Here is a 25,092-nt window from a genome sequence, read left to right on the forward strand (position 1 = left end):
GTACGGCGACATGCACCGCACAACCTATTGACAACAGGTTAATAGACCGATTAATAACCTGGATTTTGGATGAGTAAATCATTTTTGAGTATTTCGTCCCGCATAATGGGGAAAAAATACAATTTGTCATGCCAGATTCTCAAATCACCGGGAATCTGAATACGGTTAAACACAGGCGTGCCCCATGTCGATCCATCAGCCTGTCGATAGGACGCGACTTGTGTTTTATCGACAGTATAACGAATATCGACTCCGTGTGTTTGATGAGAAGCCTCCGGGCCGATAAGCCACCGTCGAACATCCCAAAAGCGGTGATCCTCAAAAGCAAACTCTATACGACGCTCCTGTCTAATTGCCTTCCGTAAGGCGTTTCCGCTGGTCGTTTCAGGCAAATTGGGTTGTCCCACGCGCTTACGCACCATATTGACATAATCCCTTGCTTCCGCGTCCTCACCCAATTCATTACACGCCTCTGCGTAAATCAACAATATCTCCGCATACCGCATATACCGAAACGGTATATCTTGCTTTTTTCCATCTGTAGGTGAAATGGTGGGATCAACCGCTTTACGGAGATAATATCCAGAATAACTACCATTCCAATCCTCAATAGGCCCCTTCCTTGTGTCGAGGCCAGCTTTGATTAAGGTACCTTTGGTATTATAGACATATCCTGTCTGAATCCTACTATACGGATCCATAACCAGTGCATCCGAAGGACGAGTCGCCCACTGCACCCCTTCATAAAGTACCGTAGCGTAAAACCGGGCGTCACGATTTAAATAAGGATTTGCTTTGTGCACTGGATTTTTCCAGTCGAACTTGGAACCGTCTTTCATTTCGTAATCGTCTACTAAATCGCCTATAGGGTTTTGGTTTCCTGTTCCATGATATCCATTTGGATTAGAGGCAATAACAGGATCTACCCATCCACCCGTAGAAGTTTTAGGTGTATAGTGTATCGTTATCATATCTTCCGCTGTCAATTCTTTCATAAGGAAGTAATCAGCAATCGTCTGTGGAATAGAATCCCCTTCGGTCGGCTCAGCAGCATATAAACTATAGGTTTGCATATCGATAACTGCCTTAGCAGCATTCTTTACCGATCTCCAGCGGTCAGCAGAAGAACCGTTCGTGTAACCTAACAATTCAGGATGAGCGTAACCATGGAGGATGGCACCATTTTTCTCAGGATTATGCAGGTCACTTGCAGCGTAAACCAATACTTTTGCTTTAAACCCCAGTGCGCCGCCTTTCGTGATCCGTCCCGCTTTGTCTGCCGAATAACTTTCGGGTAACAACGCAGCAGCGCTATCAAGTTGTGAAACAATAAAATCAATACATTCCGCATAGTTATTCCGCGGAAGAAAAAAATCGTCGTTTAATCCGTATACATCCGTAATGATCGGAACACCACCATACAGTGTTGTCAAATAATGATAAGTGGCCGCACGCATAAAATAAACTTCCCCTTTCAGCCGGTTAGAAAAATCCGGATCATCAGCCGCAATCTCCTCGATTTTTGAAAAAAATATATTGGTTTGCCGGATATTGGCATACAGCGCGTTCCAGTTTAAATGAGCCGTAGCATAGGTTGCAGGCCAAGTATACAAATCATCCGAAGTAATTAATCCCTTATTAAAATTTCCCGTACCCCAATCCGGCACAAAGTGGGATTCGTCGCTATAATCGGAGAGACGCCAAGCAGCGAAAGGTGTTCCGAAGACGTTTATATACATTTTATTTACAAAGGTTTCCGCCAGATTTAAATCTTTCCACACATTGGTTTCTGAATATTCTCCCAACGGATCCAAATCCAGAAAATCCTTATCACATGCCAGATGGAGGCATAGGCAAAAAAATATGATTGTTTTAATAAATAGCTTGTTCATTTCCATTATCTTTTAAAAAGTTAAACCAATCCCCATATTAATGATTCGCTGCGCCGGATATGACCGACTGGTTTTAATCGCTTCCGGATCAAAATGTTTTAGTTTGTCCACCGTAAATAAGTTGAACGCATTCGCATAAATACGTAATCTTTCCACGCCGATCCTTTCGGTTAAATTCTGCGAGAAACTATATCCTAATTCTATATTTTTCAAACGGATATAGTCAGTCGGTTTTAGCCAAAATGTATTCGCAGAGTTCGTCCAATAAGGTTCAGATCGGTTATACGCTCTGGGGTATGCGGCATCCATGTTGTTTGGCGTCCAATGGTTTTCTGCAAAAAATTGATAATAATTTCCCCAGTCGCCAGATTCCACCATGTCAATATACTGCACCCCATCCGCAGCCCCTTGAAAGAAAATGCTCATATCAATTGCCTTTTTATAGCTGAAATTCAAGGTCAACCCACCTAACAACCTAGGCATACTTGACTTTGTATTCATCACCCTATCCAATCCGTTTATTTCCTGGTCGCCATTCACATCTTTAAAGATAATATCGCCAGGTGCCGCACCAGGGAGATGAGGATGCGCGTCAATTTCCGCTTGGTCTTTGAAGATCCCAATGGCTTCGTAATAGAGTGAGGAACCCATCGGACGTCCGGTAGACTGTTGATAATCCGGTATACCAGGAGTTTCATCCCAAAACACAATCTTATTTTTGGAATAACTTGCGTTAAAAGCTATCGAATAATCGAAATCACTTTTACTATCCTGATAGCCGATATGAAATTCGAATCCCTTGTTCCTTACTTTTCCGATGTTTTCCGGTGGCAAAACCAATCCTGTACTTCCCGGTACAGAAGCGTTCCGTGTCACCAGAATCTGCGATCGCAGATTATTGAAATAATCAAATTCCAAAAAGAATTTATTTCCAAACATATAGGTGTCAAATCCGACATTAAATTGGTTTGCCACTTCCCAGGTTACATTCGGATTCGGAATTTTCATTTCTTCCAGCAACTTGTTATCGATTGTCGGAACGCCGAATCCATAATTTCGATCAGAGAATCCGTATGTAGCGAGGTACTGGTATTCGGCAATACGGTCGTTACCGGTTTGTCCCCATGATGTCCTTAATTTTAGGTCATTAATAAAAGCCAAGTTATCGCTCCAGAAATCTTCGTCCGAAATCCGCCATCCCAGAGATACACCGGGAAAGAAACCAAACCGTTTATCTTTGGGAAACATATACGAACCATCGTAGCGCCATAAAAATTCAAGCAAGTATTTGTTTTTGAAATCATAATTCGCACGGCCAAAATAGCTCATATATTTATTATGGGATGCCGATCCCCAATTAGACATAAATTGATCCTCCGCCCCCGCAAAGAGCTCTTCAATAGCATCGGAAATAAAATTCCGTCGAAATGCACCAAAGTTCTTCCCTCTTCCGCCACGCGTTTCCATCCCTGCCATCAACTTTATATTATGCTCTGTATCAAATGATTTGATATAGGTAGCAAACGTATTCAACAAGTAATTGTCTCCTCCCGAATAGTTTTCCGTCAATTGTGCAGAATCGAAACCACGCTTTCCTCTCGTCGTTACATGATCAGGATTTCCATCCCATGTATATAAATACCAAGGTTTATTAAATACCTTTTGGAGACGAAAAGAACGGTCATAAGCAGCGTTACCTGTGAGCGTGAGCCCTTCTACCCAAGGTATACGAATATTTGCCCGAAAATTCCCTTCGAACACATAATTATCTACTTTATCGTACCCGGGCGCATCCGAAACGATTACAACGGGATTATCGCCGCGCTCTATATCAGGTCCAGGATCTCCATTCGGCCAATAAGCCGGCATGTTTGGTTTTCCTCTGGTAATCATCGACCAGATAATATCTTCAGTGGGTCTTGTCGGCAAATTATAATCTTCCAGTCGACCAGCAACATCAAATGCGACATCGATATACTTATTCACTTTCGCGTCCACATTTGATCTAAAATTATATTGACGATAATCTGATGAACTTTTTCTATAGTAAGCATCCTGATACTTCTCGCCTGCCGAAATAAAGTATTGCACATTGTCTGACCCGCCGGATAGGGTGATACTTGTTTGATGCTGTGCCGACCACGGTTTCAGTGTTTCCGAAAACCAGTCCGTATCGGGATGTCCCCAAGGATCGGATCCGTCACCGAATAACTTGATATCTTCTTCGGTGAATCGTTGATACCACCCACCATCCGGTTTTTTATAGTATTCCAGTTCATTCAGCAAAGTCGTGTATTGTACAGCATCTGCCATTTTCGGTATGCGTGTAGGTTGATTCAGTCCCATCCCAAGATCAAGATTGATCCTAGGTTTACCCGAGTTCCCTCTTTTTGTCGTGACGATGATGGCGCCGTTGGCCGCCTGTGCACCGTAAATAGCGGCAGCGGCATCCTTTAGCACCGTAATACTCTCAATATCATTTGGGTTTATACGTTCAAAGCTACGGTTAGGAACACCGTTCACGACGATAAGCGGACTATTATTACCGAGTGTATTTAAACCCCGGATCAGTAGATTTGCGCCATCTCGACCAGGTTCCCCACTCGGTGAAATTGCGCTTAGACCTGGTACCCTACCCAACAAGTTGTTGGTCACATTAGTTGCTGGCGAGGAAGCAATCGTCGAACCTTTAATAGAAGCAATCGCACCCGTGGCCGTTTCTTTTTTCTGCACACCATATCCAACCACCATAACTTCTTCCAAATCGCTAACGGCTTCTCTCAAAATAATATTGATAACAGATTCTTCACCGACTAGCTTTTCAGAAGGTGTAAATCCCACGCTGGAGAAAACTAAAACAGCTTTTGCATCAGACACTTCTATTCGATACGCCCCTTCGCTATTTGAGGTCGTACTAATCGTTTCACCTTTAACAGAGATCGTTGCCCCGATAAGCGGTGTACCTTGTCCATCCATTACCCGCCCCGTTATACCTCGTTGCAAAGGAACCTGTATCACAGGTTCATTGCTCGTCTTGGCACGACCACGTTTGACAACTATTGTTTTATCTTTGATAACCCATTCGAGATTCAAAGGTTCTAATAGCATGTCCATGGCCTCATCGAGCGTTTCATTTTTTATTTCTGCATTCACGCGTGAAATTGCTATTGCCTTTCCATTCAGGAAAAAAGCGTATCCACTCTGTTTCTGAATACTTCGCATGGCCTCGTTAAGTGTTAAATTCTTTACTTTTAGGTTTATCGCCTGTGCAGTTCCCTTTGCATGAACCTGCAACATGGCAATGAATAGAAATACGATCACCAGCTTCATAATAACGAATATTCGGCGAATTAAAGTCCAATAACGGGCTTTAACACAAGGATAAAAAATCATATATTTGTATGTTTTGTATTGTTTTTATAATGGTTGACTACAAGCCGTCATTTTTACGGCATATAAAAGCATTCAAAATTTTAGGTAGTGCCCCCCAGCACTGCCTTTTTTGCTTTTCTCAATCTTACAATATCAAGTTGGTTTTCTTTTCATTCTAATCATTTATTAAGTTTACAATCAAAAACGAAGTCATTCCATTTACTGTGCAGATAGCACCGTTAATACGTTTTTCGTTTTTTCTTTTGCTAACCGGAAGCGTACGTTGCCCTCTTCCAGTATATTCAGTACATTTTTAAGTGATTTACTTCTCGATATCTGTCCATAAAAATAGGTCTGCGAAACATCTCCCTCGTACCTAATTTCTATATCATACCAACGGCTAATTTGGAGCATGGCATCCGCCAGTGCTGTCTCATCAAAGTAAAACAAACCTTCTCTCCATCCAACTTGCGCCATCAGATGAACCTCTTTCACCGATATTTCACTGCCCTGTTTAAGAATAGATTGCTGCCCGGGATGTAAGTATACCGACGATGAAAAAGCCCCGTTCTGCCCTACCTTTACCTTTCCCTCTACCAAAGTTGTACGTACAACACGCTCGTCGGGATAAGCATTAATATTAAACGTTGTACCGAGTACTTCCACCGTTTGATCTCCACTGGTAACCTTAAATGGCCGCCTAGGATCTTTTTGAATTTCAAAATACGCCTCTCCTTCAATTCTCACCTTCCGTTCATGGCTACTAAACTTAGACGGATAGATTAGTTTGGATGCAGCATTCAGCCAAACGATGCTTCCGTCATTCAAAGTAACCCGATAAGTACCACTATTTGGAGTAGAAAGTTCATACAGAACCTCCATCTCATCCCTAGTTTCAGTTACCTGCTCCACCTCCGCCCCATTTGTGTAGGTAATCTCATCACCCATAATAATACCATCCTGTGCCTCGTTAAGAACAATGATACTTCCGTCGGCCGTTTTAAGCACGGCTTTATTGGAGCCAGGCATTACATCATCAAGTTTTGTATTTTGCGGTGTGTCGAGCGTAGATTTCTGGAGGGTTTCATTATATAGATAAAGTCCGAACGAACAAATGATAAGGACCGCGGCCGCAGCCCAAAACGAAATCAACCGCTTTACTTTTTGCGCCTGAGGCTTTATTCTCGTTTTTGAAGATATTTTTTGATAGAGAACCTCAAATTTTTGATCATTCAGCTTAGTCGTATCAACTTCCTGTAGAAGACTTTCCCATAATGCCTTATCAACATCGTCGCTATTATTAGACAATGCCTTGTGAAGGCGCTCTAACTCTTCGCGCGAACATTTGCCTTCTTTATATCGCTGTAGCAGCGCTCGTATATTAGATTTATCGTTATCCACTTTCGGTCTATTTTTAATAAATACACCGACAAATGAAAAAAGGTCTGCTCTATCTATTATTTTTTTTAAGAAATGCCCATATAGAAGAAAAAAAGCAGTAAAGACGAAAAGCTTCCTTCATACATTAATCCCTCTTTAACGAATTTGTTCGCTTTTACAATGTGGTCTCGAACGGTTGAAACTGAAATCTGTAATTCTTCAGCGACCTCCTGATAACTTTTTCCGTCCAATTTACACATCCTAAAAATTCGTTGTCGCTGGAGCGGAAGTTGACTGACCACATTCTCTATCAGCTTCTGAACTTCCTTTTTATGAAGGATATTATCTACAGACTCTACCAATTCGGTACTGTCATAGGCGAGGTGAATGGCAGATTCAATTTCCAATTTCAGTCTTCTTTTAAAATTGAAGACCATGTTTCTTGAACACGTAAATAAATACCCCGAAAACGACAAGTTAGGATCAACGGAAGCACGATGTTCCCATATTTTCACGAAGACATCCTGCAGCAGATCGTCCGCAACAGATTCATCACCGACGAACTGCATAATATTGCCATATATAAGCCGACTATAACGCTCGTAGAGTATACGAAAAGCATCTTCATCTCCTGACTGCAGCCGAAGAAGAGTCTCGTGTTCGGATAGGTTTTGATCGTTTATCATTGTCGATTAGCTTTGTTGGTTGATTTAACCACCATTGATATCAAGATCAAATATAGCACAAAATTTCACTAATATTTTAGCACTATCATAAAAACTTACCTCACGATCGATGGGTCCTTATAACGACGCAGGGTACGCGAGCCTCTATTTAAATACATCAAATAGTATCATCGTAACCCACTGATAATATTAGGAATAAAAACACCCGAAGCACACGCTTTCGGGTGTTTTTTAATTAGCACCCATCCTAACGAAGTTATTTTCTTGTCAAATTAACGAAATAAACTCGTCCTTTACACCATTACAAACCACGACGGAATTGTAAGTACAATTTTCCATTAACACCGGATCAAATGTATGTAACCTTATTTTGGACGGTTCGAGTTCTCGTTGCAGAAGTGCCGTAAAGATATTCAGCGCAGCCTTCGAAGTTGCATAAGCCGTTAAATTATAACTGGCATAGCAAAACTCTTCCTCCGTCATTTTGGTAATATCGCCCAACGCACTTGTAATATTGATGATCTTAGGCGCTATACTTTCATCGAGAAGAGGTTTTAGCACTTGGATGAGCCTAATCACCGCAAAGAGATTTACTTCATAAAGCGCCTTAACTTCACATAGCTTTATTTGATCAATCTTTTGGCCGAAGCCATTTACAATTTCCGCGTTATTGACCAGCAAATCCAACCTACCCCACGAAGATTGGATCCGTTCATACAGTTCGGTTAACCTTGTCTCCGAAGTAAAGTCTACTTCAAGAAGCTCGCAGCCGGCAGCAAAATCATTTTTTTCCGCTAGAAGCTTGTAACTTTCGCCACAGGCGGCAAGAATTACACTATAATTATGTTCCAATAAAAGGTCTGCAAATGTTTTTCCCAAACCGTTGCCCGCTTCGGTCACTAATGCAATATTTTTCTCTTTCATCATCGTCTTTCTTTTGCGTAAAGTCCTTACTGTTTTCTAAACTGATTGGGCGTTATTCCACTTAATTTCCTAAAGAATCTGGTAAAGTGAGTCGGTTCCTGAAAGTTTAACCGATACGCGATCTCCGCGATATCCAGTCCCGAATATTTAAGCAAATTCTTACTTTCAAGCAATAATCGCTCATTTATAATATCCTTCGCACTCTTACCCGTGAATTTTTTTACCGTTGTCGTCAGGTAATTAGGCGTAATATTAAGTTTATCGGCATAATCGCCTACATTTTTAGTATCTACATACATTTTATCTACCAACACTTCAAACCTATTTGATATTACCTGCGATCTCGACAAGTGATACTCCGTTGTCTTGTTTCTATCAAAAATTGCCTTACAGAAATAAAGCAAAGAGCCGAGCATCCCTTCCAACATCCTTTCTTGATAGGGGTGCGGATTTTGGGACACCGAATGGATTCTCTTCATATCATATAACAATGTTTTATGCTCCTCTTCGGTCAGCACTAAATCCTTATTTTCCGTCAGTTTCAGAAACGGAAAATCATCCAGCAAATTTGGAAACGATTTCCCTAGGAATTCCTTCTTGAACATAATAAAGAAACCCGCCAAGTCCTTGTCTCGTACCCACGAAAATATTTGCCCCGGAATGACAAACAGTAAAGGATACCCCCCTAAATTCAACGTATTCGTATTCAAATTAAACTGCGTACTACCATACTCGCTCAACAAGCCGATCTGGAAAAACCCCTGCCGATAGGGTGCCATACATCTTGTTGCCGAAGGTTCTAAACTTTCGGCGTGCCAAATATCGAAATCAGGGATGCTGCTACTATGCTGAAATCCAATAGCCTGGTAAAAATCATTAAAAGTTTCAAAAACCGGAATATCCGTCTTTTTCATTAAAAAATATCTTTATCTCGGTAAACTACAGCACCACAAGGCCTTATTTACAAATATCATAAATTAATTGTTATTATCGGTCGAAGAATGCGCCATCGCTTCAAACTTCTGATCTACCTCCTCCTGCGTGATGATCTCCCATCCGCCACCCAAAGCCTTATAAATGGCTACCAATGCCGTCGCAGACGATATTTCGCTTAATGCCAAAGCGTTTTCTGCAGCCAGTAAGGTCTGTTCTGCACTTAAGTAATCAATAAAGTTATCCAGCCCCCCATTAAATCGCTGCTTCGCAAACTCGGCCGCTTGTGCGCTCGCCTGCGTAGATGTCCGGAGCACCTCCCTCCTTCGGATTTCCTGCGTATAATTACTCAATGCCGTCTTAATTTCTTCGAGCCCCTGTAAAACAGTCTTTTCATACTGATTCACTGCAGCCACTGTCCGTGCGTCGTCCCGTTTAATCTGTTGCCTTACCCGACCCAAATTGAAAGCTGCCCAAGAAATTCGTGGGAATATACTCCATGTAAACGATCCTGTGGTACCAAAGTTCGAAAAATCCACTGCCGAAAACCCGATAGAACCCCCAAAATCGATCTTGGGATAAAGCTCGGCGACCGAAATATTGTACCCTGCGATCCGTTCCTGTAAAACTGCCTCCGCAAGTCTTACGTCAGGTCTACGTCGCAGCATCTCCTGCACATCACCCAGCGCGATAGACGCAGGCAAACTCGGCAGTGGCTGTTTCTCCAGCACCGCGGCGTCTAAATTGCCCGGAACCTCGCCCACCAGCACGCTAATACTGTTTTTCAACGCTTCGATCCTAGCCTCCAATGGAGGCATACTCGCACGGGTAGTTTCCAGTTGTCCCAGTGCCCGTGCCACATCAAGACGGTTGCCCGTACCAGCCTCAAAAAGCTTCACCGTCAAATTATAGGTTTCCTGCTGCCCTTTTAGATTTCGCTTGGCAATATCTTGTAAATATTGCGTCCCTTTTAATTCCAGGTAGCTATTGGCCACCTCTGCAAAAATACGGATATAAACGCCGTGCATATCAGCCAACACCTGCTGATGATTCGCATAAGCACCCTTGATCCTGTCCGAAACTCTTCCAAAAACATCAACTTCCCAAAAAGAATCAAAGGCAGCACTATACGTGCTGTAGGTTAGGTTTTGCCCCGGAATAAATACATTTTCACCCATCCGTGTTCTGGTATAATCCCCGCCTGTCGTAATGGTCGGCAAGCGGTCGAACTTCGTGTTCTTTAGCATCGCTCGAGATGCATGGAAATTTGCTATCGCCGTATTCACATCCAAATTATGGTTTCTCGCCTTTTCAATAAGCGCATCCATCACCGGATCTTTAAATTCTGCCCACCATTCTACGGCAATAGCCGTGTTCTTAAATGCTGCATCTGCCACATCCATCGGTAGAAAATCTTCTTTTACAACCACAGCAGGCACTTCATTATAATCTCGTTTCCGAATACCACAAGAAACAAGTATCCCTACAGATAAGACCAGCATTAACAGATTTTTCATGTGATAATTTTTATAGATTTGACCCATCATTTGTTGCTTCTGTTTTTTCCTTTTTATACTTCGCACTCAGCTTTCTGCCTAAATAATAGAATACCGGCGTAAGAAAAACACCCAATACCGTTACACCAAGCATACCACTGAACACCGCAATCCCCAATGAAACGCGCAATTCTGCACCAGCTCCCGTAGCAAGTGCCAACGGCACAACGCCCAAAATAAAAGCGAGTGCCGTCATCAAAATGGGCCGTAAACGCAGTTTAGAAGCCTCGATAACCGCCGTCTTCAATTCCATGCCCTGTTCCTCCAACTGTTTTGCAAACTCCACGATCAATATGGCATTCTTACTTGCTAAACCGACCAGTACCACCAAACCAATCTGCACCATGATGTTATTTCCCACACCCGCTATATCCACGCCTATCATGGCAAAGAGTAAGACCATAGGTACAATCAGAATCACCGCAAGGGGTAAAATCAAACTTTCAAACTGCGCCGCCAATAAAAGAAAAACAAACACCACAGCCAGCACGAATGCAATAGCCGCCGTATTCCCCGCTGCCTTCTCCTGATAGGCAATCTCGGTCCACTCAAAAGACATTCCCTGCGGTAAAACCTCCTGCGCAAGCTCCTCCATGCGCTCGAGCGCCTGCGCCGAACTATATCCTGGTGCAAACTCGCCATTTAACGACGCCGCAGGATACATATTAAACCTTGGAATCCGTGATGCCCCAGCCATTTCCTCCTGCTTAGCAATCGTACCCAACGGCACCATGGCTCCCTCCTGATTACGCACCTTAATCTTCGCGATATCCTCCGGTGTCAAACGATCGGGAGCATCCGCCTGCGCTGTCACCTGGAACGATCTGCCCAAATAGTCGAATTCGTTTACAAACGTCGATCCCATGTAGATTTCGAGCGATTCAAACACATCCTGCACATTTAGTTTTAGTTTTTCCGCTTTTACACGATCTATATCCAGAAAAAGCTGAGGCGCCTGGTTATTAAAAAAGGTGAACACATTACTTAGTACCGGGTCTTGGTTTGCTGCCGCCGCTAGTGCATGCGTAGCTTCTATCAACTTATCCGTTCCTACATTTTCCCGATCTTGGATCATCATTTTAAATCCGCCTGCATTCCCTATCCCACTGACCGGTGGTGGTGGGATAACCAATACCATCGCCTCACTGATCTGCCCCAGCTCTCCGCGTACCTTTTCCAGTAGATCTTCATATTTAATCCCCTTCCGGTCGCGTGCTTCAAACTCATCGAGGGTTTGAAATACCACGGCCGAATTGGATGCCATCGTGAAAGATGTCGGATCAAATCCGGTAAAGGAAACCGCGTCGACAATCCCGTCAATCTGCAACGATACATCCAAAACCTTCTTCACCACCTCGTCCGTTCTAGACAAGGAAGAACCCGGCGGCAGCTGAATAACCGTGATATAATATTGTTGATCCATGGCCGGTATAAATCCCTTCGGAATCCGGTTAAATTCAAACCCTGTAAGCACAATAAGGCCAACATACACGAGCAAGACCATGCTCGAAGTCCTGACCAGCCGTTGAACACCTCTTCCATATTTATCCGAAAGCCTTTCCATAAAGACATTGAACTTATCGCCCAGGTATATAAAAGGTCTCAACAGAAAGAACGCTTTTTTTGTATCCGTCTTTTCCTCATGCCGCATCAGCAGAGCAGCCATCGCCGGACTCAGCGTTAGCGAAACAAACACAGAAATTGCAGTCGCCACGGCAATCGTTAAACCGAACTGCTTATAAAACTGGCCCGATATACCATCCAGAAAAGCCGTTGGCAAAAATACAGCAATGAGCACCAACCCGATCGCCACCAAGGCTCCCCCTACCTCATCCATCGTTTTAACAGCCGCTTCCTTCGGTGAAAATCCCTTTCGCAGGTACCGCTCCATGTTCTCTACCACCACAATGGCATCATCCACCACAATCCCGATGGCCAGCACCAGCCCAAACAAGGTTAAGTTATTCAACGAAAACCCTAACGCCTGCATGGCTGCAAACGTTCCAATTAAAGAGATCGGAATAGCCAGAATAGGGATGATCGCCGCGCGCCACGATTGTAAGAATAAGAGGATGACAAAAATCACCAGTAAAACGGCTTCGAAAATCGTATGGTAAACCTGATCGATCGACTTTTGAATAAACTTGGTCGGATTATACGCTATCTTGTATTCCAGATCCTCCGGAAATCGCTTGGAAATTTCTTCCATTTTAAGCTGAATCTCGCCCGCTGTTTCGAGTGCATTCGCACCAGGCTGCTGGAACACCGTCATCGCAACGGAGCGTTGCGCCCCTAAATACCCCCGGGTTGTATAATTTTGTGCTCCCAACTCCGCGCGAGCCACATCTTTCAGCCGAACAATACGTCCGTTGTCGCCCGCTTTAATAATAACGTTTTCAAATTGTTCCGGCGAAACAAGCTTGGCCTGCGTTTCTATATTCACCTCAAAAGCCGTTTGATTGGTCGTCGGTGACGCATTAAGCGTACCGCCGGCAACCTGCACATTTTGTGCCCTTATAGCCGCTACCACTTCAGAAGCATTCAGATCTAAGGCTGCAATTTTATCCGGATCTAACCATATACGCATCGCATATTCTGCCGCTCCAAACATTTGCACATCTCCAACACCGCTGATTCTTGCCAGCTCGTCCTTTATCTGGAGAACGGCATAGTTTCCCATATACGTCTGGTCATACGTCTCTCGGGGCGAATACAAATTGATCACCATCAGCATATCTGGAGACACTTTTTTGGTGGTAATTCCAAGACGCCTTACGGCCTCCGGAAGACGCGGCTCTGCAATAGCGACACGATTCTGCACCTGCACCTGAGCCTTATCCAAATCTGTCCCCAGTTTGAATGTCACCTGTAAGATGACACGACCGTCGGCCGAAGACTGGGATGTCATATAGAGCATGTCTTCTACACCATTGATCTCCTTTTCCAGTGGTCCCGCAATGGTGGTAGAAAGCGTTTTCGCATTCGCGCCCGGATACGTCGCCACCACTTCAATGGTGGGTGGCGCGACATCAGGAAACTGCGAGGTGGGCAACGACACGAAAGCCAATCCTCCCACAATAAGCACCAAGACACTCAGCACCGCGGAAAAAATCGGTCTTTCTATAAAAATGTGACTAAATTTCATATGTATATAAATCGTTCTTTAATGGCCTCCCTTGTCTGTCCATATATTTTATATTTGACACAGAGAGACATAAATTAAAGCCTAAGCTTTTATCAGTTTAAGAATTCGAGTAGATCTAAAAAATTATTCGGGATTACTGTTGTAAAGCTGCAAGACTTGATTCCTGACCTTTTAAAGTAGATTTTGTCGGGTTGACCACCATTCCAGGGCCGATCTTTTGCAAGTTGTTTAAAATAACTTGATCGGTTGCGCTTAGGCCATCCCGGATAATGCGCAAACCGTTGGAATGCAATGGCCCTAAGGTTACATTCTTGCTCACCACCTCCTGGTTATCGCCCAATACATATACATAGCGAAACGTCTGGTTTGTACCAATAAGTTCATCAGGGATCATAATGGCTTCATATTTAGCACTGCCCAAAAACCTGGCCTTGCCAAACATTCCCGGTTCTAATAAGCCATTTTCATTGGGAAGCACTGCGCGGAGTTCTATTGTCCCCGAACGGTTATCGATCTCATTATCGACAAAATCCAGCTTCCCTACGTGTGCAAAGCCAACTTCATCCGTCAACTCGATCTGAACGTCAACCCCTTGTTTCCGGACTTCACCTCGCTTTCCGTCCTTTGCTAACCGCACATATCGCAAATAATCCGTCTCGCTCCCTGTGAAATAAAAATGGATAGGACTCGTTTCTACAATCGTCGTAAGTAGCGTCGACCCCGCACTTCCCCCATCGATTAAATTGCCTTCATTCACTTTATGGCGGCTCACCAAACCCGAGATAGGCGCCTTAACTTCGGTAAATTCCAAGTTTAATTTCGCGTGATCAACTTTAGCCTGCGCTAACTGTAAGCTCGCTTCAGAACGTGCCACGGCTTGTTTTCTGCGATCATACTCCTCCGCCGACATGGCGCCAGATTCCCGGAGCGACTCTGCCCGTTCAAATTCATCTCGCGTGGCCTTCAAGCCGGCCTTAGCTTCTGCATAGCTTGCCTCCGCCTCATCCAGCTGGATTTTAAAAGGCCTTTGGTCGATGACAAATAGTACCTGCCCTTTTTTGATATACTGCCCGTCCGTAAAACGCACCTCTTTCAAAAAGCCGCTTATACGCGCCCGTACCTCTACCCGGTCGCTCGCTTCAAACCGTCCTGTATATTCATCCCATTCAGTAATCTCTTCGTAAACCGGCAAGGAGGTTTCTACTGCCATCTTTGTAGGTTCTATTATAGGCGGCGCTTCCTCCTCCTTTCGAGTTGCCGCAAACGCGAAAACAGCCAGCATGATAACAATAAATGTTCCGAGCTCTAACCGATAACTCCGCTTTGTGTTAAATCTAATTTTTTTCATGGTTCCGTATATGATTGTAATTCATATACAAAAGTAGAGCACATTATTCCACGGCTATAACCATATTATGCTGAAAAATGACCAAAATCTAATGTGGAGACGACACCACGTAAGCAACGTTAATGACGCGTTGTCGTACTAATTACTAACTAAATCCGGCATTTCCACTCTGCGTTGCACCGGGCTGCTTAAGGCCTGTAAAAAAGCAATGAGAGCATCTACCTCCTCTTTGGATAAGTGAAGCTTTCTTAACAAAGGAGACGGTATAGGACGGGTACGTTCGTCTACCACCACCCTTCTTTGTATCGGCGCAGGGTTCCCAAAATTGTATAGCTCAACCACATCACGTAGCGTGGGAAAATTGCCGTGATGCATCCACGGACCAGTCAGCGCAACATCCCGCAATGACGGGGTTCTAAACGCACCTATGTCCGTTTGCTTTCCAGAAATATGGTAATGTCCAAAATCCTCTTGCCGAGTACCATACAAGGCTTGGCCATCGTTATGAAATTTATTATCCGAAAACAACGGCGTATTATGACAATTGATACAACGTGCTTTCGTTCGGAACAGATGCATTCCCAATAGCTCCTGATCATTGAGCGCGTTCACATTTCCAGTTACGAAACGGTCAAATTTGCTCGGATAGCTGTTTATACCGCGAATAAACGTAGCCAGTGCTTTCTGTACATGATCGACTGTCACATCGCCATCCTCAAAGGCAGCATAGAAATACGGTCGATATCCACTTATCGCCGCTATTCCGGCTATCATACTATCTAAGTTAGCATTCATTTCCACTGGATCTTGGATTGGTAGAAGCACTTGATCTTCCAAAGATGCTGCGCGGCCATCCCACATAAAAGTATCGTAATGTCCCACGTTGTAGAGCGTCATGGCATTCCGTTTGCCGGTGCGCCTGTCATGACCATGCGCCAAGCTCTTTCCGTCTCCAAATCCCAGCTGTGGATCGTGACAACTGGCGCAAGATATCTGACGCGAAGCTGACAAACGTGGATCGAAGAACAACAATTTGCCCAGAGCCGCCTTTTCTTTAGTATAGGGGTTATAATCGGGGTACGGTGCCTTGTTCAATGGGCCGATATCTTTGAACCCCAACCGTACACTTTCATCCAAATGCGCTTCTGGCCACTGGTTGATATCTCCACTGCTATAACGAGCACGCAACTCTTCCAAGGAATAATCACCGTTCCAAAAGCCTGTCAACAGAACCAAAACACAGGGTGTCAACAAAACGATTAAACCAATCCACAACCTTCTAAAATCCATAAGCCATTGATATATTTAGCTGTGATCGTTCATTTGCCGGATAGGCATCATATATATTTTGCATCGGTACAAATCCATTCGCCAACACGCTTTGATAACGTAAGCTCCAATGCAGAAATCGACCCCCATTAATAAGCTGTCTAAAGCCCAGGTTCACCGCTCCACCATAGTTATTCGTCTGGTAGTAGTTCACATCATGGTAAAACACATACCGATGGAAAATATTTTCGTTTATCTGTGGAAGTTCCCATTGCAACGTTGGTGTAAAGTTAGCTAGAGCGGCAATCCCTACCTGAAGATGTTGTTTCTTCGCGGTGATACGAGTTATCATAAATGACAACTCCGTGTTTATCCGCATATAGTCCAACAACGTTCCAGAACCACCGTCGTATTTCCTTTCTTGGTTATACACAAATCCACTTTCATAATCATACTGCCAACGGTCGTGCTGTCGGCTATAGGCACCGAGCACATGATACCTGTCGCTTTGGTATACATAGTTATTCAAACCATTCCATTCTGCTGGTAATTTATCCTTACCTCGCTTATTTAAACCTTGAAAATACAAGTAAAACTGCCGGTTATCCTTTTTCATATGCCATTGCACGCCATAATCAAAAGCATCGCTTTCATAAGCCGTTAGGTCGTTTTTACGAGATTCATTCCGTAACACCTGTTCATAGCGATGGCGTTCGTTTTCGTATTCCATATAGGCATATAATCTACTCTTACCTACAGTATGTGAAACGTATCCCTTCATCGCCGGGCGTTTCATGTTGGTCTGGTAGTGCAAGCCCTTATCCAACAACCAGTCTTGCACGCGCCATCCATAGCCATAAACGGTATAATTCAAATAAGGTGATTCTATGGCCTGGAGTGCATATTGATCGTTTCTATAAGCCACCTCTACTGCTTCCTGTCCATATCCATACGCACCCTCAATCCCGATCTGCCAATCCGCAGCCAATTCATACCCTACGCCTAAACTCCCATCCACTTGAAATACATCGATACTTCCACGCGGGTCATTATTACTGAAATGATCACCCAAGACATAGTCCACTCCCCCAAAAAGCGACCATTTTTTATTATTAAAATAGCGTTGCCCTCTTACCTGTATACGGTAGTCTGTCCGCTCGTAATGATTAGCCCCGTATGAGGCAAAGTAAAAGGGAGCCTGTGGATTATGACGCGTCTGATGACCGAACCGGGTACTATCTTCCATAGCATTCCTGTAGCTAAAGCTTCCCCAAAGTCGTACATCCTTAATCGTTACACTTCCCTCACTTTTGAATCCAATCTGTCGTATTCTATCGGCTTGCTGTGCTGTACGGTACCCTCCTTTCTCCACTCCATACCCCAAGCGGATATCACTATAGCGTGGTTCGACCAATTGCTCCAACCACATCGGGTGGTCGATTCCAACATACCGCATCTTACGACCTATCGTATCTAGGGTGTTCACCTCTTGCCCGTAGATCAGCGAGCTGGTAAAACTAACCCAGATGAACAGGCAAAAGAATGTCCCGATTCGTTGTCTCATCATGTTCCCATTTTTTAAGCATTAGTCTGCAAACCCTCTTGGATTCGCCTTTATAGACAAAAAGTCTTCGGTGGAGTTATTCGTGTCCATGAGCACCCTTCTGCCGTTGACTACATCCTTTGTTTTCCGAATAACCGCATCGGACGACCGCGCTCCACCGTTGGCCGCGATCCATCCTGCATCCTGCTGCGCCGTTAAGCGTTTAGGATATACCGTAGACGTCGAGGACGACTGCAATTCAACCGCATCGATGATATTCGCCACCGGAATTTGTATATACGTTCCATCTGTTCTCTCCCGTCCGTCAGTATACGGCAGATCATAGCCCTTCCAGCTACTCACTGCGCCCATTCCCTCGTCATTAAAGATCAACCAGCTTATACGCCCCGTCTGATCCATGATGAGATCAGTGGCATTACCAGATCTTCTATGGACAATTACATTTGGTACTGTCGGATTGTCCACGTCCGAAGCTAACGGCCGTCCAGTTTCTATATAAGGCGCATAATAAGCTTCAAAATCCGCTTTGCTCAGGTCGACTGTCAGCGAAGGATCCTGCACGCTAATCGTCACGCCATCCGTACCCGTATATGGCGATTGGTGATTGACCGCTGTCGAAGCAACCACGATACTTTCCCCCGGCTGGATCGGGTATTGCTCTCCGTCCCCAGGCAGTTGGATAATGGTACGGGCGTATACATAATCTACATTCGCGTTCAAATTGGCCGGCATACCATATGATTTACTCCAATCGTACTGCCCACTATTAGGTTGGTAAGCATATTGTGCATTGGCATTGTTTGCGCCATAAGCTTCTGCAATGTAAAGTCCATCAGCATACACCACGTGGTCACTATTATTATAAATTTCGATAAACTGGTCTCGAAAACTTGCTCCCTGTTGTGCATGAGAACCCGTATAGTATATCTGTTTGATGACCAATGCATTCGTTGTGCCCGTCATCAATTGCAGGTCGAAAGATTTCTCGCTTGCAATGCTAACCTCCACTATTTTTTGCTCTGTCGTGAACGTCACATCGGCTTCCTCTGTCTTTCCCATCGCGGCGTTAAAGTCGGATGCGGCATACACTTTGGTTGCTTGCAACGTATACGTAGCTGGCGAGAGCTGTTCTACTTTTATTGTTCCTGTTGCATCGGTCGTCCCCTGAAAGACCATTTGTCCCGACGCGCTATACACATTCACGGTAACTCCCTCCACGTCGAGATTTTTAGCATATTCCTCCCCCGCGAAGCTTACCGACACATCGACATCTACCGGCACATTTTGCGGCGTTTCGTCTTTCTTACAGCCTGTAACTGCTGTCAGGACTGTCAGCAGCAAGATTCCAAATCGGATAGTTTTCATTTCTAGTATAGTCATTATTTTTAAAGTTGCTATGTTTTAAATTAAATTTTCAATCTCAATTGTGCGCCATAAGTCGGCTTGTCGTTCGGTATAATCAATGTGTTATCTGAACGCAGGTATTGTGGTCGGTAATTGAATACATTATAAACCTGAAAAGTAAGTGTCAAACGCTTGGTTATCTCTTTTGATAGATTGAGATGAAAATTGCTATACACCGCCGGTTGATTCTGGTTATTGAGCTCCTGTTGCGGCACCAGCAAATGTCGATATTGCAGGTTATTTTGATCAAAATTTTCAATGGTTATGTAACGTCCATCCGCAGTATAGTAGGCAATCGGCACCCCTTCCGCGGCATCGGTATCCGTTCTATTGATCAAGTTAACTTCCGCAATAAAGTTGATGACCAGATTCGCTTTTGGTATATGCGTACTGGACGTTATTGCCGCGTTACTACTCACCGACTTGCGCTTCAGCCCCGGATAAACACCCGTTACCGCATAATCTACATCTGTACTCGGGTTCGTAAAGTTACGCTGGCTATTCGTTGACGGGTTATATACCGTTTGACTGATACCTCCTCGTAAATTGAACGATGTCTGGATCGCCTCCCATTTAGGTGTCGATGCCATCAGTTCTATACCGCTGTTTCGCGTCTTGTTCAAGTTCGCAAAACGGTGGCGCGGCAGGCGATACTGTTTTCTTCCATCAATAATATACAGCGGAGCACCGCTCGGATTTCTGTGGTATTCATCCAGTTCAATAAGCGCATAATCATTTAATGTGCTGATCCCACGAAATGTTTCCTTCAGGTACAGATTCAGACCCAACTGAAAACCACGTTTGTGATACCGAACCGTACCTTCCCATTGTTGCGAACCCGAAGGTTTGAGGGCGCTATTATCCGGCATAAACTTATCGACGTACAACAAGTATAAACTATTCACTTCGTCCACAGCGCCCGATTCTGTAACCGCAGTATGTTGGAACAATGGGATTTCGAAATACACAGGTCCGGGATATAGTTGTCCTAAAGCCGGCGCCTTACTAGCATACCCATAAGCTAACCCCAACTGGAAGTCGGGTGTTAATTCGTAAGATAAGTTAGCCCGCGGAGAAAAAGTGAGATATTGTTCAAATTTATCTACCCTTGTCCCTACCCGGGTGTACAAAGGCCTATTCGCCAATCTGGTTTCAAACGTATTCTCCACGTATATTCCAAGCTGCTGTTGCGCATGTATCGTCGAAAAATCATAGTAACGAGCCGATCGGTTACCGGAGGTCGCTGCAGATACCAACTGGTTCGGTCGCGAAGGATCCACCAATTGGCCACGACCTAGATTTTTGGCATAATTATAATTCAGCCCGAAACTGAGCTGATGCAGGACATCGCCCGTATAATATTTTCCATTGAGATCCAGCCTAGCCGACACATCAACCGGTTTCCCCTCGATATGGTCTACGGAAGTGTAAATACCCGGAGCATAGATGCCTTTAGTAAGCCCTACCTCTGTAGCATCGGAGTAAATGATATACGTACCATTCATAAACCGTTCCCGGTATGTATTTTGGTACGATTGACTGTAGCGGAGATTCAGCCCGACATTGGTTAGAAAACCCTGATCGATCCGGTAATTACTACGATTAGCCACGGAAAAATTGTAATTTCTAAAACGGGCTAGGGATGCTGTAGGGTCGTCCGGATCACGACGGACGTTATCCAGGTTACGGCCATAATCCGCAGATAATGTATTTGTAAATGCCTTATTAAACCCTGCAGACGTACTCCACATCATATTGGTAGACAAGCGGTCGTAGGATTTCAATTTATCCCTATTATCCTGAAAAGAACGGGTAAAATTACCACCAATGGTAAACGCTCCCCATTTATTGGTTTGAAAGCCTTTACTTAGCCCATATACTGTGGCATTGTCTCGAAGCTGCATACTGAAATGTAGCGGCGAACGTCCCGCAATACGGTTTACAATGATTGCCCCATCCGTTAAATCGCCATATTTAGCCGATGCGACCCCGGCAACGACCTCTATGCTTTCGATATTATCTGTCGCAATCTGCCGTAAATCTATCCCGCCGTACGCATAGTCTCCCGAATAGCGCATACCTCGATCCGTACTCCCTACCAATCCCGACGTACCCACGTCTACCGATGCATTTCCCATGCCCGTCATCCCAGGATTAAGCGTCTGCATATTGCTGTTATTAGAAAGCGCAATCCCATCCATAATAATCGCTACACCAAACGCGTTATTCATCGCAAAAGGGTCTCTTGCACCTTGCGATCCGGTGGATAGCGTATTGCTTCGTAAGGTCGCCTGTTGTACACGTTGGAGGGAGGGCGATTCAATCTTTTTATTCGGCACCAGATTTAGCAAGTCATGTAGACTTAAGGCGCCCGACTGTTCAATCACCTCCCTGTTTATATAAAGGGAGCTGTTACTACTCAGTTCTTTACGGGTCGTTGGGTTCACGGCAATCTCTTCCAATCCCACGCTTAAGGTAGGCATGGTCATCGTAGGAACCGTTTGGTGCTGTTCGGCTAGCGATAACTCCATTGTTTGTTCCTGTCTGCCCAGCATCGAGAAAGCCAGATTTAATTTCGCATAGCGCGAGACCGGGTAGTTTATGCTAAAGCCCCCCTGTTCATCCGTGATGTATTGCTGGTTGAATTCCCGGACATAGACATTGACGGCCGCAAGCGGTACACCCTGTTCGTCCACCACCTTTCCGCTCAGTTTGCCGTACCGCACTGGACGGACCAAGATATTTCTCCCCGAGATCTGCATATCAAGCATGGTTTTCTTGCCCAGCACATCCAAGACGTCCCCAAGATTGCCTGCCGTTCGGATACTGACCCGCCGTTGCAGACGAATCAGCTTCGCGTCATACGTGAAGGCATAGCCTGTCTGTTGCTCCAGCTCGTTAAAAATATCGTGCAACATCGTCTGTTCAGCGTCCAGCTGAATTATTTTTTCCTGGGTATACCCCCCTAAAGAAAAACCGATGAAACAAAGCAGCAGCACAGACCTGCAGCTTAACATATATAGCGCATGCATAAATAGAAAACAATTATTTTGGTGTCACGAAAACGGTATCTGTCTTTACCGAGAAACGGTATCCGGTCGTATGCGTTAAGCCGGATAGCACGTTCTCCAATGATTCCTGTTTAAACTTGCCAGAGAAATGTAAGTCGATATCAGGTGCAGCACGGAACGTGACCCCATAATGGCGCGACAACTTGCGCTGAACCTCTTTGTAGGGAGCATTCTCAAACCGCAGTTCATCCACCCGACCCGGCGAAGTCCGATCCAGGTTAAAAGACGAAACCGATAATGTCCCATCCGTTTTATCGAATGTAAGTGCTGTCCCCGGATCAATTTCTTTATAGACTTGATCCCCAGAAACAGCGACTCTTCCGGAGAAGAGTGCCAGTTGCAACTGCTCATCTTCCTCAAAAGCCGTTAAGCTGAAGGATGTTCCCAATACCCGTATCTGCAGGTCCGATGTAGCAATGACAAACGGTCTATCCGCCTGTCTTTGCACATCAAAAAATCCCGAACCGTCCAATCGCACGGTTCGTAGCGTATCAGAAAAAGTTTTTGGGTAAGCGAATTTGGAAGCGGGCGCCAGGGTTACCTTGGTGCCGTCTTCCAAGGTCAGGGACATCGTCTTTTTAGGTGGAACCTGCTGGTTTACCCACGCGGGTACAGTGTCTTCGGAACTCGGATCGACGTATAATGGGCCCATAAATTGCCAGAAGCCAATCACGAGTAAAATCGCAGCAGCTACCGCGACGGGCCACTTCCAATAGATCGTTTTTCCCTTTGCACCCCTATCTATCGCACCAATATACGTTCTTATGCGCTGCCGTTCCACCGCAAACTCCCGCTCACTTGGTTCGTCCATCAACAAGAGCACCATCTTTTTTGCATCCTCGCACAGCGTGCGGTATTCCGGGTGATCCGTTATCCAAGCCGTCCAATAGGCCACATCGTGTTCATCCTTCTGTAAGCAATAGTTTACGAAACTTGTTTCCGCAATAAGCTGCTCAATCGTTAATTTTTCCATCTGCTTTCTCGCCTGCTTTAAGGAGTAGTGTAGAAAAAGAAGGTTTTTTACCGGATTTATTTAGAAAAAATAAAAATAAGTACAGAAAATGCGTAAATATCGCCTTTAAGCCTTTTTAAGCTTTCATAGATTACGTTATAAACTGTACGAATAGAGACGTCATCAAGCTTGGCAATTTCCTCATAAGATTTGTTTTCGAAGAAGCGCCATTCAATATATTTACGTTGTTTTTTGCTAAGCTTTGACAGCGCCCTTTCTAATTTTTTATGCAGTTCCCATATTTCCTCAATTTCAATGCGTTCTTCTTCAACAGATCGTTCTGTTAGTTGCTCCGACAGCTGATCAAGTGGTACATACACGGTCTTATCCTCCCGGAAAATAATACGTTTTAACCAGGTAAAGAGATAAAACCGGACATCGTGCCTCGGTACAGGTAAACGTTCCCTTTGTTCCCAGAGTTCACAAAAAAGTATATGCAAGCACTCCTTCACCAGTTCCCGATCATGTTTGATCTTGAGTCCATAGTGAAAGAGCGGCTTATAGTACCTATCGTAAAGCTCCATAAAGCTTTCCTGGTTTCCTTCTTTTACTTTTAACCAAACCTCTTGCATATTCGCAGCAAAGGTAAATATTATTTATAATTATTCTAATTAAGACTTCATAAACAAAGCTACACAAAGACTATTCGTGTCGATAATAAAACCAATCAAAATTTATATACCTTTAATCGGAAATTAAAGATAGAGACATGAACAAGCTACGCAAATTATTCACCCATACCCGATGGGTATCCATACTCGCAATTATGATGATAGCAGCCTGCCAATCGCCTCAAAAAACAGATACCGAAACGACTCATGCCGCTTCCTCGGACACGAAGCAACCTACGGCAGACAGTTCTTCTATCACCTTAAAAAATAAACACGTAAAATTCTTATGGCGCGCGGAACAATTTGATCCAGCATACGACGCCACGATCAATACGCTCGTATTGGACGAAGCCTATATCAAAACGATAAGCGACCCGGAAAAGGCCGCCTTGGGGTATGTCGCTACATTCATTGGCAACGAATGTGCTTGGGATGGTAAAGCAACTCCAAACCGCAGCAACCTAAAATGTAAAATCCTTACCGCCTTAGACCTCGGTTACCAATGTTCCGATACCCACCTCGGATTTCTCCGTCATTGGTTCCGCAGCGACAGCACCGCTTTGAAAAAGCTAGAAAACTGCCCTACCATACCGGATGGTTCGACCGTACAAGAAACGTTCGACAAAATAGATCTGTCCGTCAACGACGATGAAATTGTCGTCGCTTATACCGTGACCAGCATTAATATGCGAGAAAACAAGAGCTGGACCTGGGATGTCCAAGATCATTTTAAATACCACGACAACAACCTTGAATTGGTCAAGACCGAAAAATCGGAACCCACCTCTGCAGGTTTTGACGTAAGTGACTCGGATACTTAATCTTCGATCAAAAAAGTAGGCGGCAGGAACATAAACTTCCGGTAAAAAAAAGTATGTCTCAAAAGGCATAAAAATACATATACGATAAAAAATCTTTTCTATAT

Annotated in this window: 16 protein-coding genes; 1 reads left to right on the forward strand and 15 read right to left on the reverse strand. The window is 44.4% G+C overall.

Annotated elements, in window-relative coordinates:
* Window positions 1–50: 50 nt before the first annotated feature.
* The 15 genes from H8B17_RS08425 to H8B17_RS08495 all read right to left on the reverse strand — a co-directional run bounded on the left by H8B17_RS08425 (window position 51) and on the right by H8B17_RS08495 (window position 24,128).
* Window positions 51–1,892: a RagB/SusD family nutrient uptake outer membrane protein gene (locus tag H8B17_RS08425; protein WP_190308753.1), complete on the reverse strand. Its 1,842-nt coding sequence runs from the start codon at window positions 1,890–1,892 to the stop codon at window positions 51–53.
* A gap of 12 nt (window positions 1,893–1,904) precedes the next feature.
* Window positions 1,905–5,222, reverse strand: a complete 3,318-nt coding sequence (locus H8B17_RS08430; protein WP_190308754.1) for a TonB-dependent receptor — start codon at window positions 5,220–5,222, stop codon at window positions 1,905–1,907.
* Between the two features lie 261 nt (window positions 5,223–5,483).
* Complete coding sequence (locus tag H8B17_RS20815) at window positions 5,484–6,665, reverse strand: FecR family protein (protein ID WP_190308755.1); 1,182 nt, start codon at window positions 6,663–6,665, stop codon at window positions 5,484–5,486.
* Window positions 6,666–6,730: 65 nt separating this feature from the next.
* Window positions 6,731–7,330: an RNA polymerase sigma factor gene (locus H8B17_RS08440; RefSeq protein WP_190308756.1), complete on the reverse strand. Its 600-nt coding sequence runs from the start codon at window positions 7,328–7,330 to the stop codon at window positions 6,731–6,733.
* Between the two features lie 267 nt (window positions 7,331–7,597).
* Complete coding sequence (locus H8B17_RS08445; protein ID WP_223816444.1) at window positions 7,598–8,257, reverse strand: SDR family NAD(P)-dependent oxidoreductase; 660 nt, start codon at window positions 8,255–8,257, stop codon at window positions 7,598–7,600.
* Between the two features lie 23 nt (window positions 8,258–8,280).
* Window positions 8,281–9,168: a helix-turn-helix domain-containing protein gene (locus tag H8B17_RS08450; protein ID WP_190308757.1), complete on the reverse strand. Its 888-nt coding sequence runs from the start codon at window positions 9,166–9,168 to the stop codon at window positions 8,281–8,283.
* A 63-nt stretch (window positions 9,169–9,231) separates the two neighbouring features.
* The gene (locus tag H8B17_RS08455) at window positions 9,232–10,704 is read right to left on the reverse strand and encodes an efflux transporter outer membrane subunit (protein ID WP_190308758.1); all 1,473 of its coding nucleotides are present in this window, start codon (window positions 10,702–10,704) and stop codon (window positions 9,232–9,234) included.
* A gap of 10 nt (window positions 10,705–10,714) precedes the next feature.
* Window positions 10,715–13,888, reverse strand: coding sequence for an efflux RND transporter permease subunit (locus H8B17_RS08460; RefSeq protein ID WP_190308759.1), 3,174 nt, complete (start codon window positions 13,886–13,888; stop codon window positions 10,715–10,717).
* Between the two features lie 133 nt (window positions 13,889–14,021).
* Window positions 14,022–15,236 (reverse strand): efflux RND transporter periplasmic adaptor subunit, encoded by a 1,215-nt coding sequence (locus tag H8B17_RS08465; RefSeq protein WP_190308760.1) that lies wholly within the window; start codon window positions 15,234–15,236, stop codon window positions 14,022–14,024.
* A gap of 138 nt (window positions 15,237–15,374) precedes the next feature.
* The gene (locus H8B17_RS08470) at window positions 15,375–16,526 is read right to left on the reverse strand and encodes a cytochrome-c peroxidase (protein WP_190308761.1); all 1,152 of its coding nucleotides are present in this window, start codon (window positions 16,524–16,526) and stop codon (window positions 15,375–15,377) included.
* Window positions 16,516–18,072 carry a DUF6850 family outer membrane beta-barrel protein gene (locus H8B17_RS08475; protein ID WP_190308762.1) on the reverse strand — a complete coding sequence of 519 codons (1,557 nt, stop codon included), beginning with the start codon at window positions 18,070–18,072 and terminating at the stop codon, window positions 16,516–16,518. Before H8B17_RS08475 ends, H8B17_RS08470 begins: the two co-directional genes overlap by 11 nt.
* An 18-nt stretch (window positions 18,073–18,090) precedes the next feature.
* Window positions 18,091–19,449, reverse strand: a complete 1,359-nt coding sequence (locus tag H8B17_RS08480) for a DUF4876 domain-containing protein (protein ID WP_190308763.1) — start codon at window positions 19,447–19,449, stop codon at window positions 18,091–18,093.
* A gap of 26 nt (window positions 19,450–19,475) precedes the next feature.
* Complete coding sequence (locus H8B17_RS08485; RefSeq protein WP_190308764.1) at window positions 19,476–22,490, reverse strand: TonB-dependent receptor; 3,015 nt, start codon at window positions 22,488–22,490, stop codon at window positions 19,476–19,478.
* A gap of 28 nt (window positions 22,491–22,518) precedes the next feature.
* Complete coding sequence (locus H8B17_RS08490; protein ID WP_190308765.1) at window positions 22,519–23,517, reverse strand: FecR family protein; 999 nt, start codon at window positions 23,515–23,517, stop codon at window positions 22,519–22,521.
* A gap of 56 nt (window positions 23,518–23,573) precedes the next feature.
* On the reverse strand, window positions 23,574–24,128 hold the full coding sequence (locus tag H8B17_RS08495; RefSeq protein ID WP_190308766.1) for an RNA polymerase sigma factor: 555 nt from the start codon (window positions 24,126–24,128) through the stop codon (window positions 23,574–23,576).
* A 137-nt stretch (window positions 24,129–24,265) separates the two neighbouring features.
* On the opposite strand from H8B17_RS08495, the gene H8B17_RS08500 reads away from it, so the two are divergent.
* A complete protein-coding gene (locus H8B17_RS08500) occupies window positions 24,266–24,988 on the forward strand; it encodes a hypothetical protein (protein WP_190308767.1) in 723 nt (240 codons plus the stop codon).
* The last annotated feature ends 104 nt before the right edge of the window (window positions 24,989–25,092 follow it).

The organism is Sphingobacterium arenae (assembly GCF_014692505.1).
In the GTDB taxonomy this organism is placed as follows: domain Bacteria; phylum Bacteroidota; class Bacteroidia; order Sphingobacteriales; family Sphingobacteriaceae; genus Sphingobacterium; species Sphingobacterium arenae.

Coding starts and splice junctions, on each gene's coding strand:
- H8B17_RS08425 (WP_190308753.1), bottom strand. CDS start 1,892: ATGAACAAGCTATTTATTAAAACAATCATATTTTTTTGCCTATGCCTC.
- H8B17_RS08430 (WP_190308754.1), bottom strand. CDS start 5,222: ATGAAGCTGGTGATCGTATTTCTATTCATTGCCATGTTGCAGGTTCAT.
- H8B17_RS08440 (WP_190308756.1), bottom strand. CDS start 7,330: ATGATAAACGATCAAAACCTATCCGAACACGAGACTCTTCTTCGGCTG.
- H8B17_RS08445 (WP_223816444.1), bottom strand. CDS start 8,257: ATGATGAAAGAGAAAAATATTGCATTAGTGACCGAAGCGGGCAACGGT.
- H8B17_RS08450 (WP_190308757.1), bottom strand. CDS start 9,168: ATGAAAAAGACGGATATTCCGGTTTTTGAAACTTTTAATGATTTTTAC.
- H8B17_RS08455 (WP_190308758.1), bottom strand. CDS start 10,704: ATGAAAAATCTGTTAATGCTGGTCTTATCTGTAGGGATACTTGTTTCT.
- H8B17_RS08460 (WP_190308759.1), bottom strand. CDS start 13,888: ATGAAATTTAGTCACATTTTTATAGAAAGACCGATTTTTTCCGCGGTG.
- H8B17_RS08465 (WP_190308760.1), bottom strand. CDS start 15,236: ATGAAAAAAATTAGATTTAACACAAAGCGGAGTTATCGGTTAGAGCTC.
- H8B17_RS08470 (WP_190308761.1), bottom strand. CDS start 16,526: ATGGATTTTAGAAGGTTGTGGATTGGTTTAATCGTTTTGTTGACACCC.
- H8B17_RS08475 (WP_190308762.1), bottom strand. CDS start 18,072: ATGATGAGACAACGAATCGGGACATTCTTTTGCCTGTTCATCTGGGTT.
- H8B17_RS08480 (WP_190308763.1), bottom strand. CDS start 19,449: ATGACTATACTAGAAATGAAAACTATCCGATTTGGAATCTTGCTGCTG.
- H8B17_RS08485 (WP_190308764.1), bottom strand. CDS start 22,490: ATGTTAAGCTGCAGGTCTGTGCTGCTGCTTTGTTTCATCGGTTTTTCT.
- H8B17_RS08490 (WP_190308765.1), bottom strand. CDS start 23,517: ATGGAAAAATTAACGATTGAGCAGCTTATTGCGGAAACAAGTTTCGTA.
- H8B17_RS08495 (WP_190308766.1), bottom strand. CDS start 24,128: ATGCAAGAGGTTTGGTTAAAAGTAAAAGAAGGAAACCAGGAAAGCTTT.
- H8B17_RS08500 (WP_190308767.1), top strand. CDS start 24,266: ATGAACAAGCTACGCAAATTATTCACCCATACCCGATGGGTATCCATA.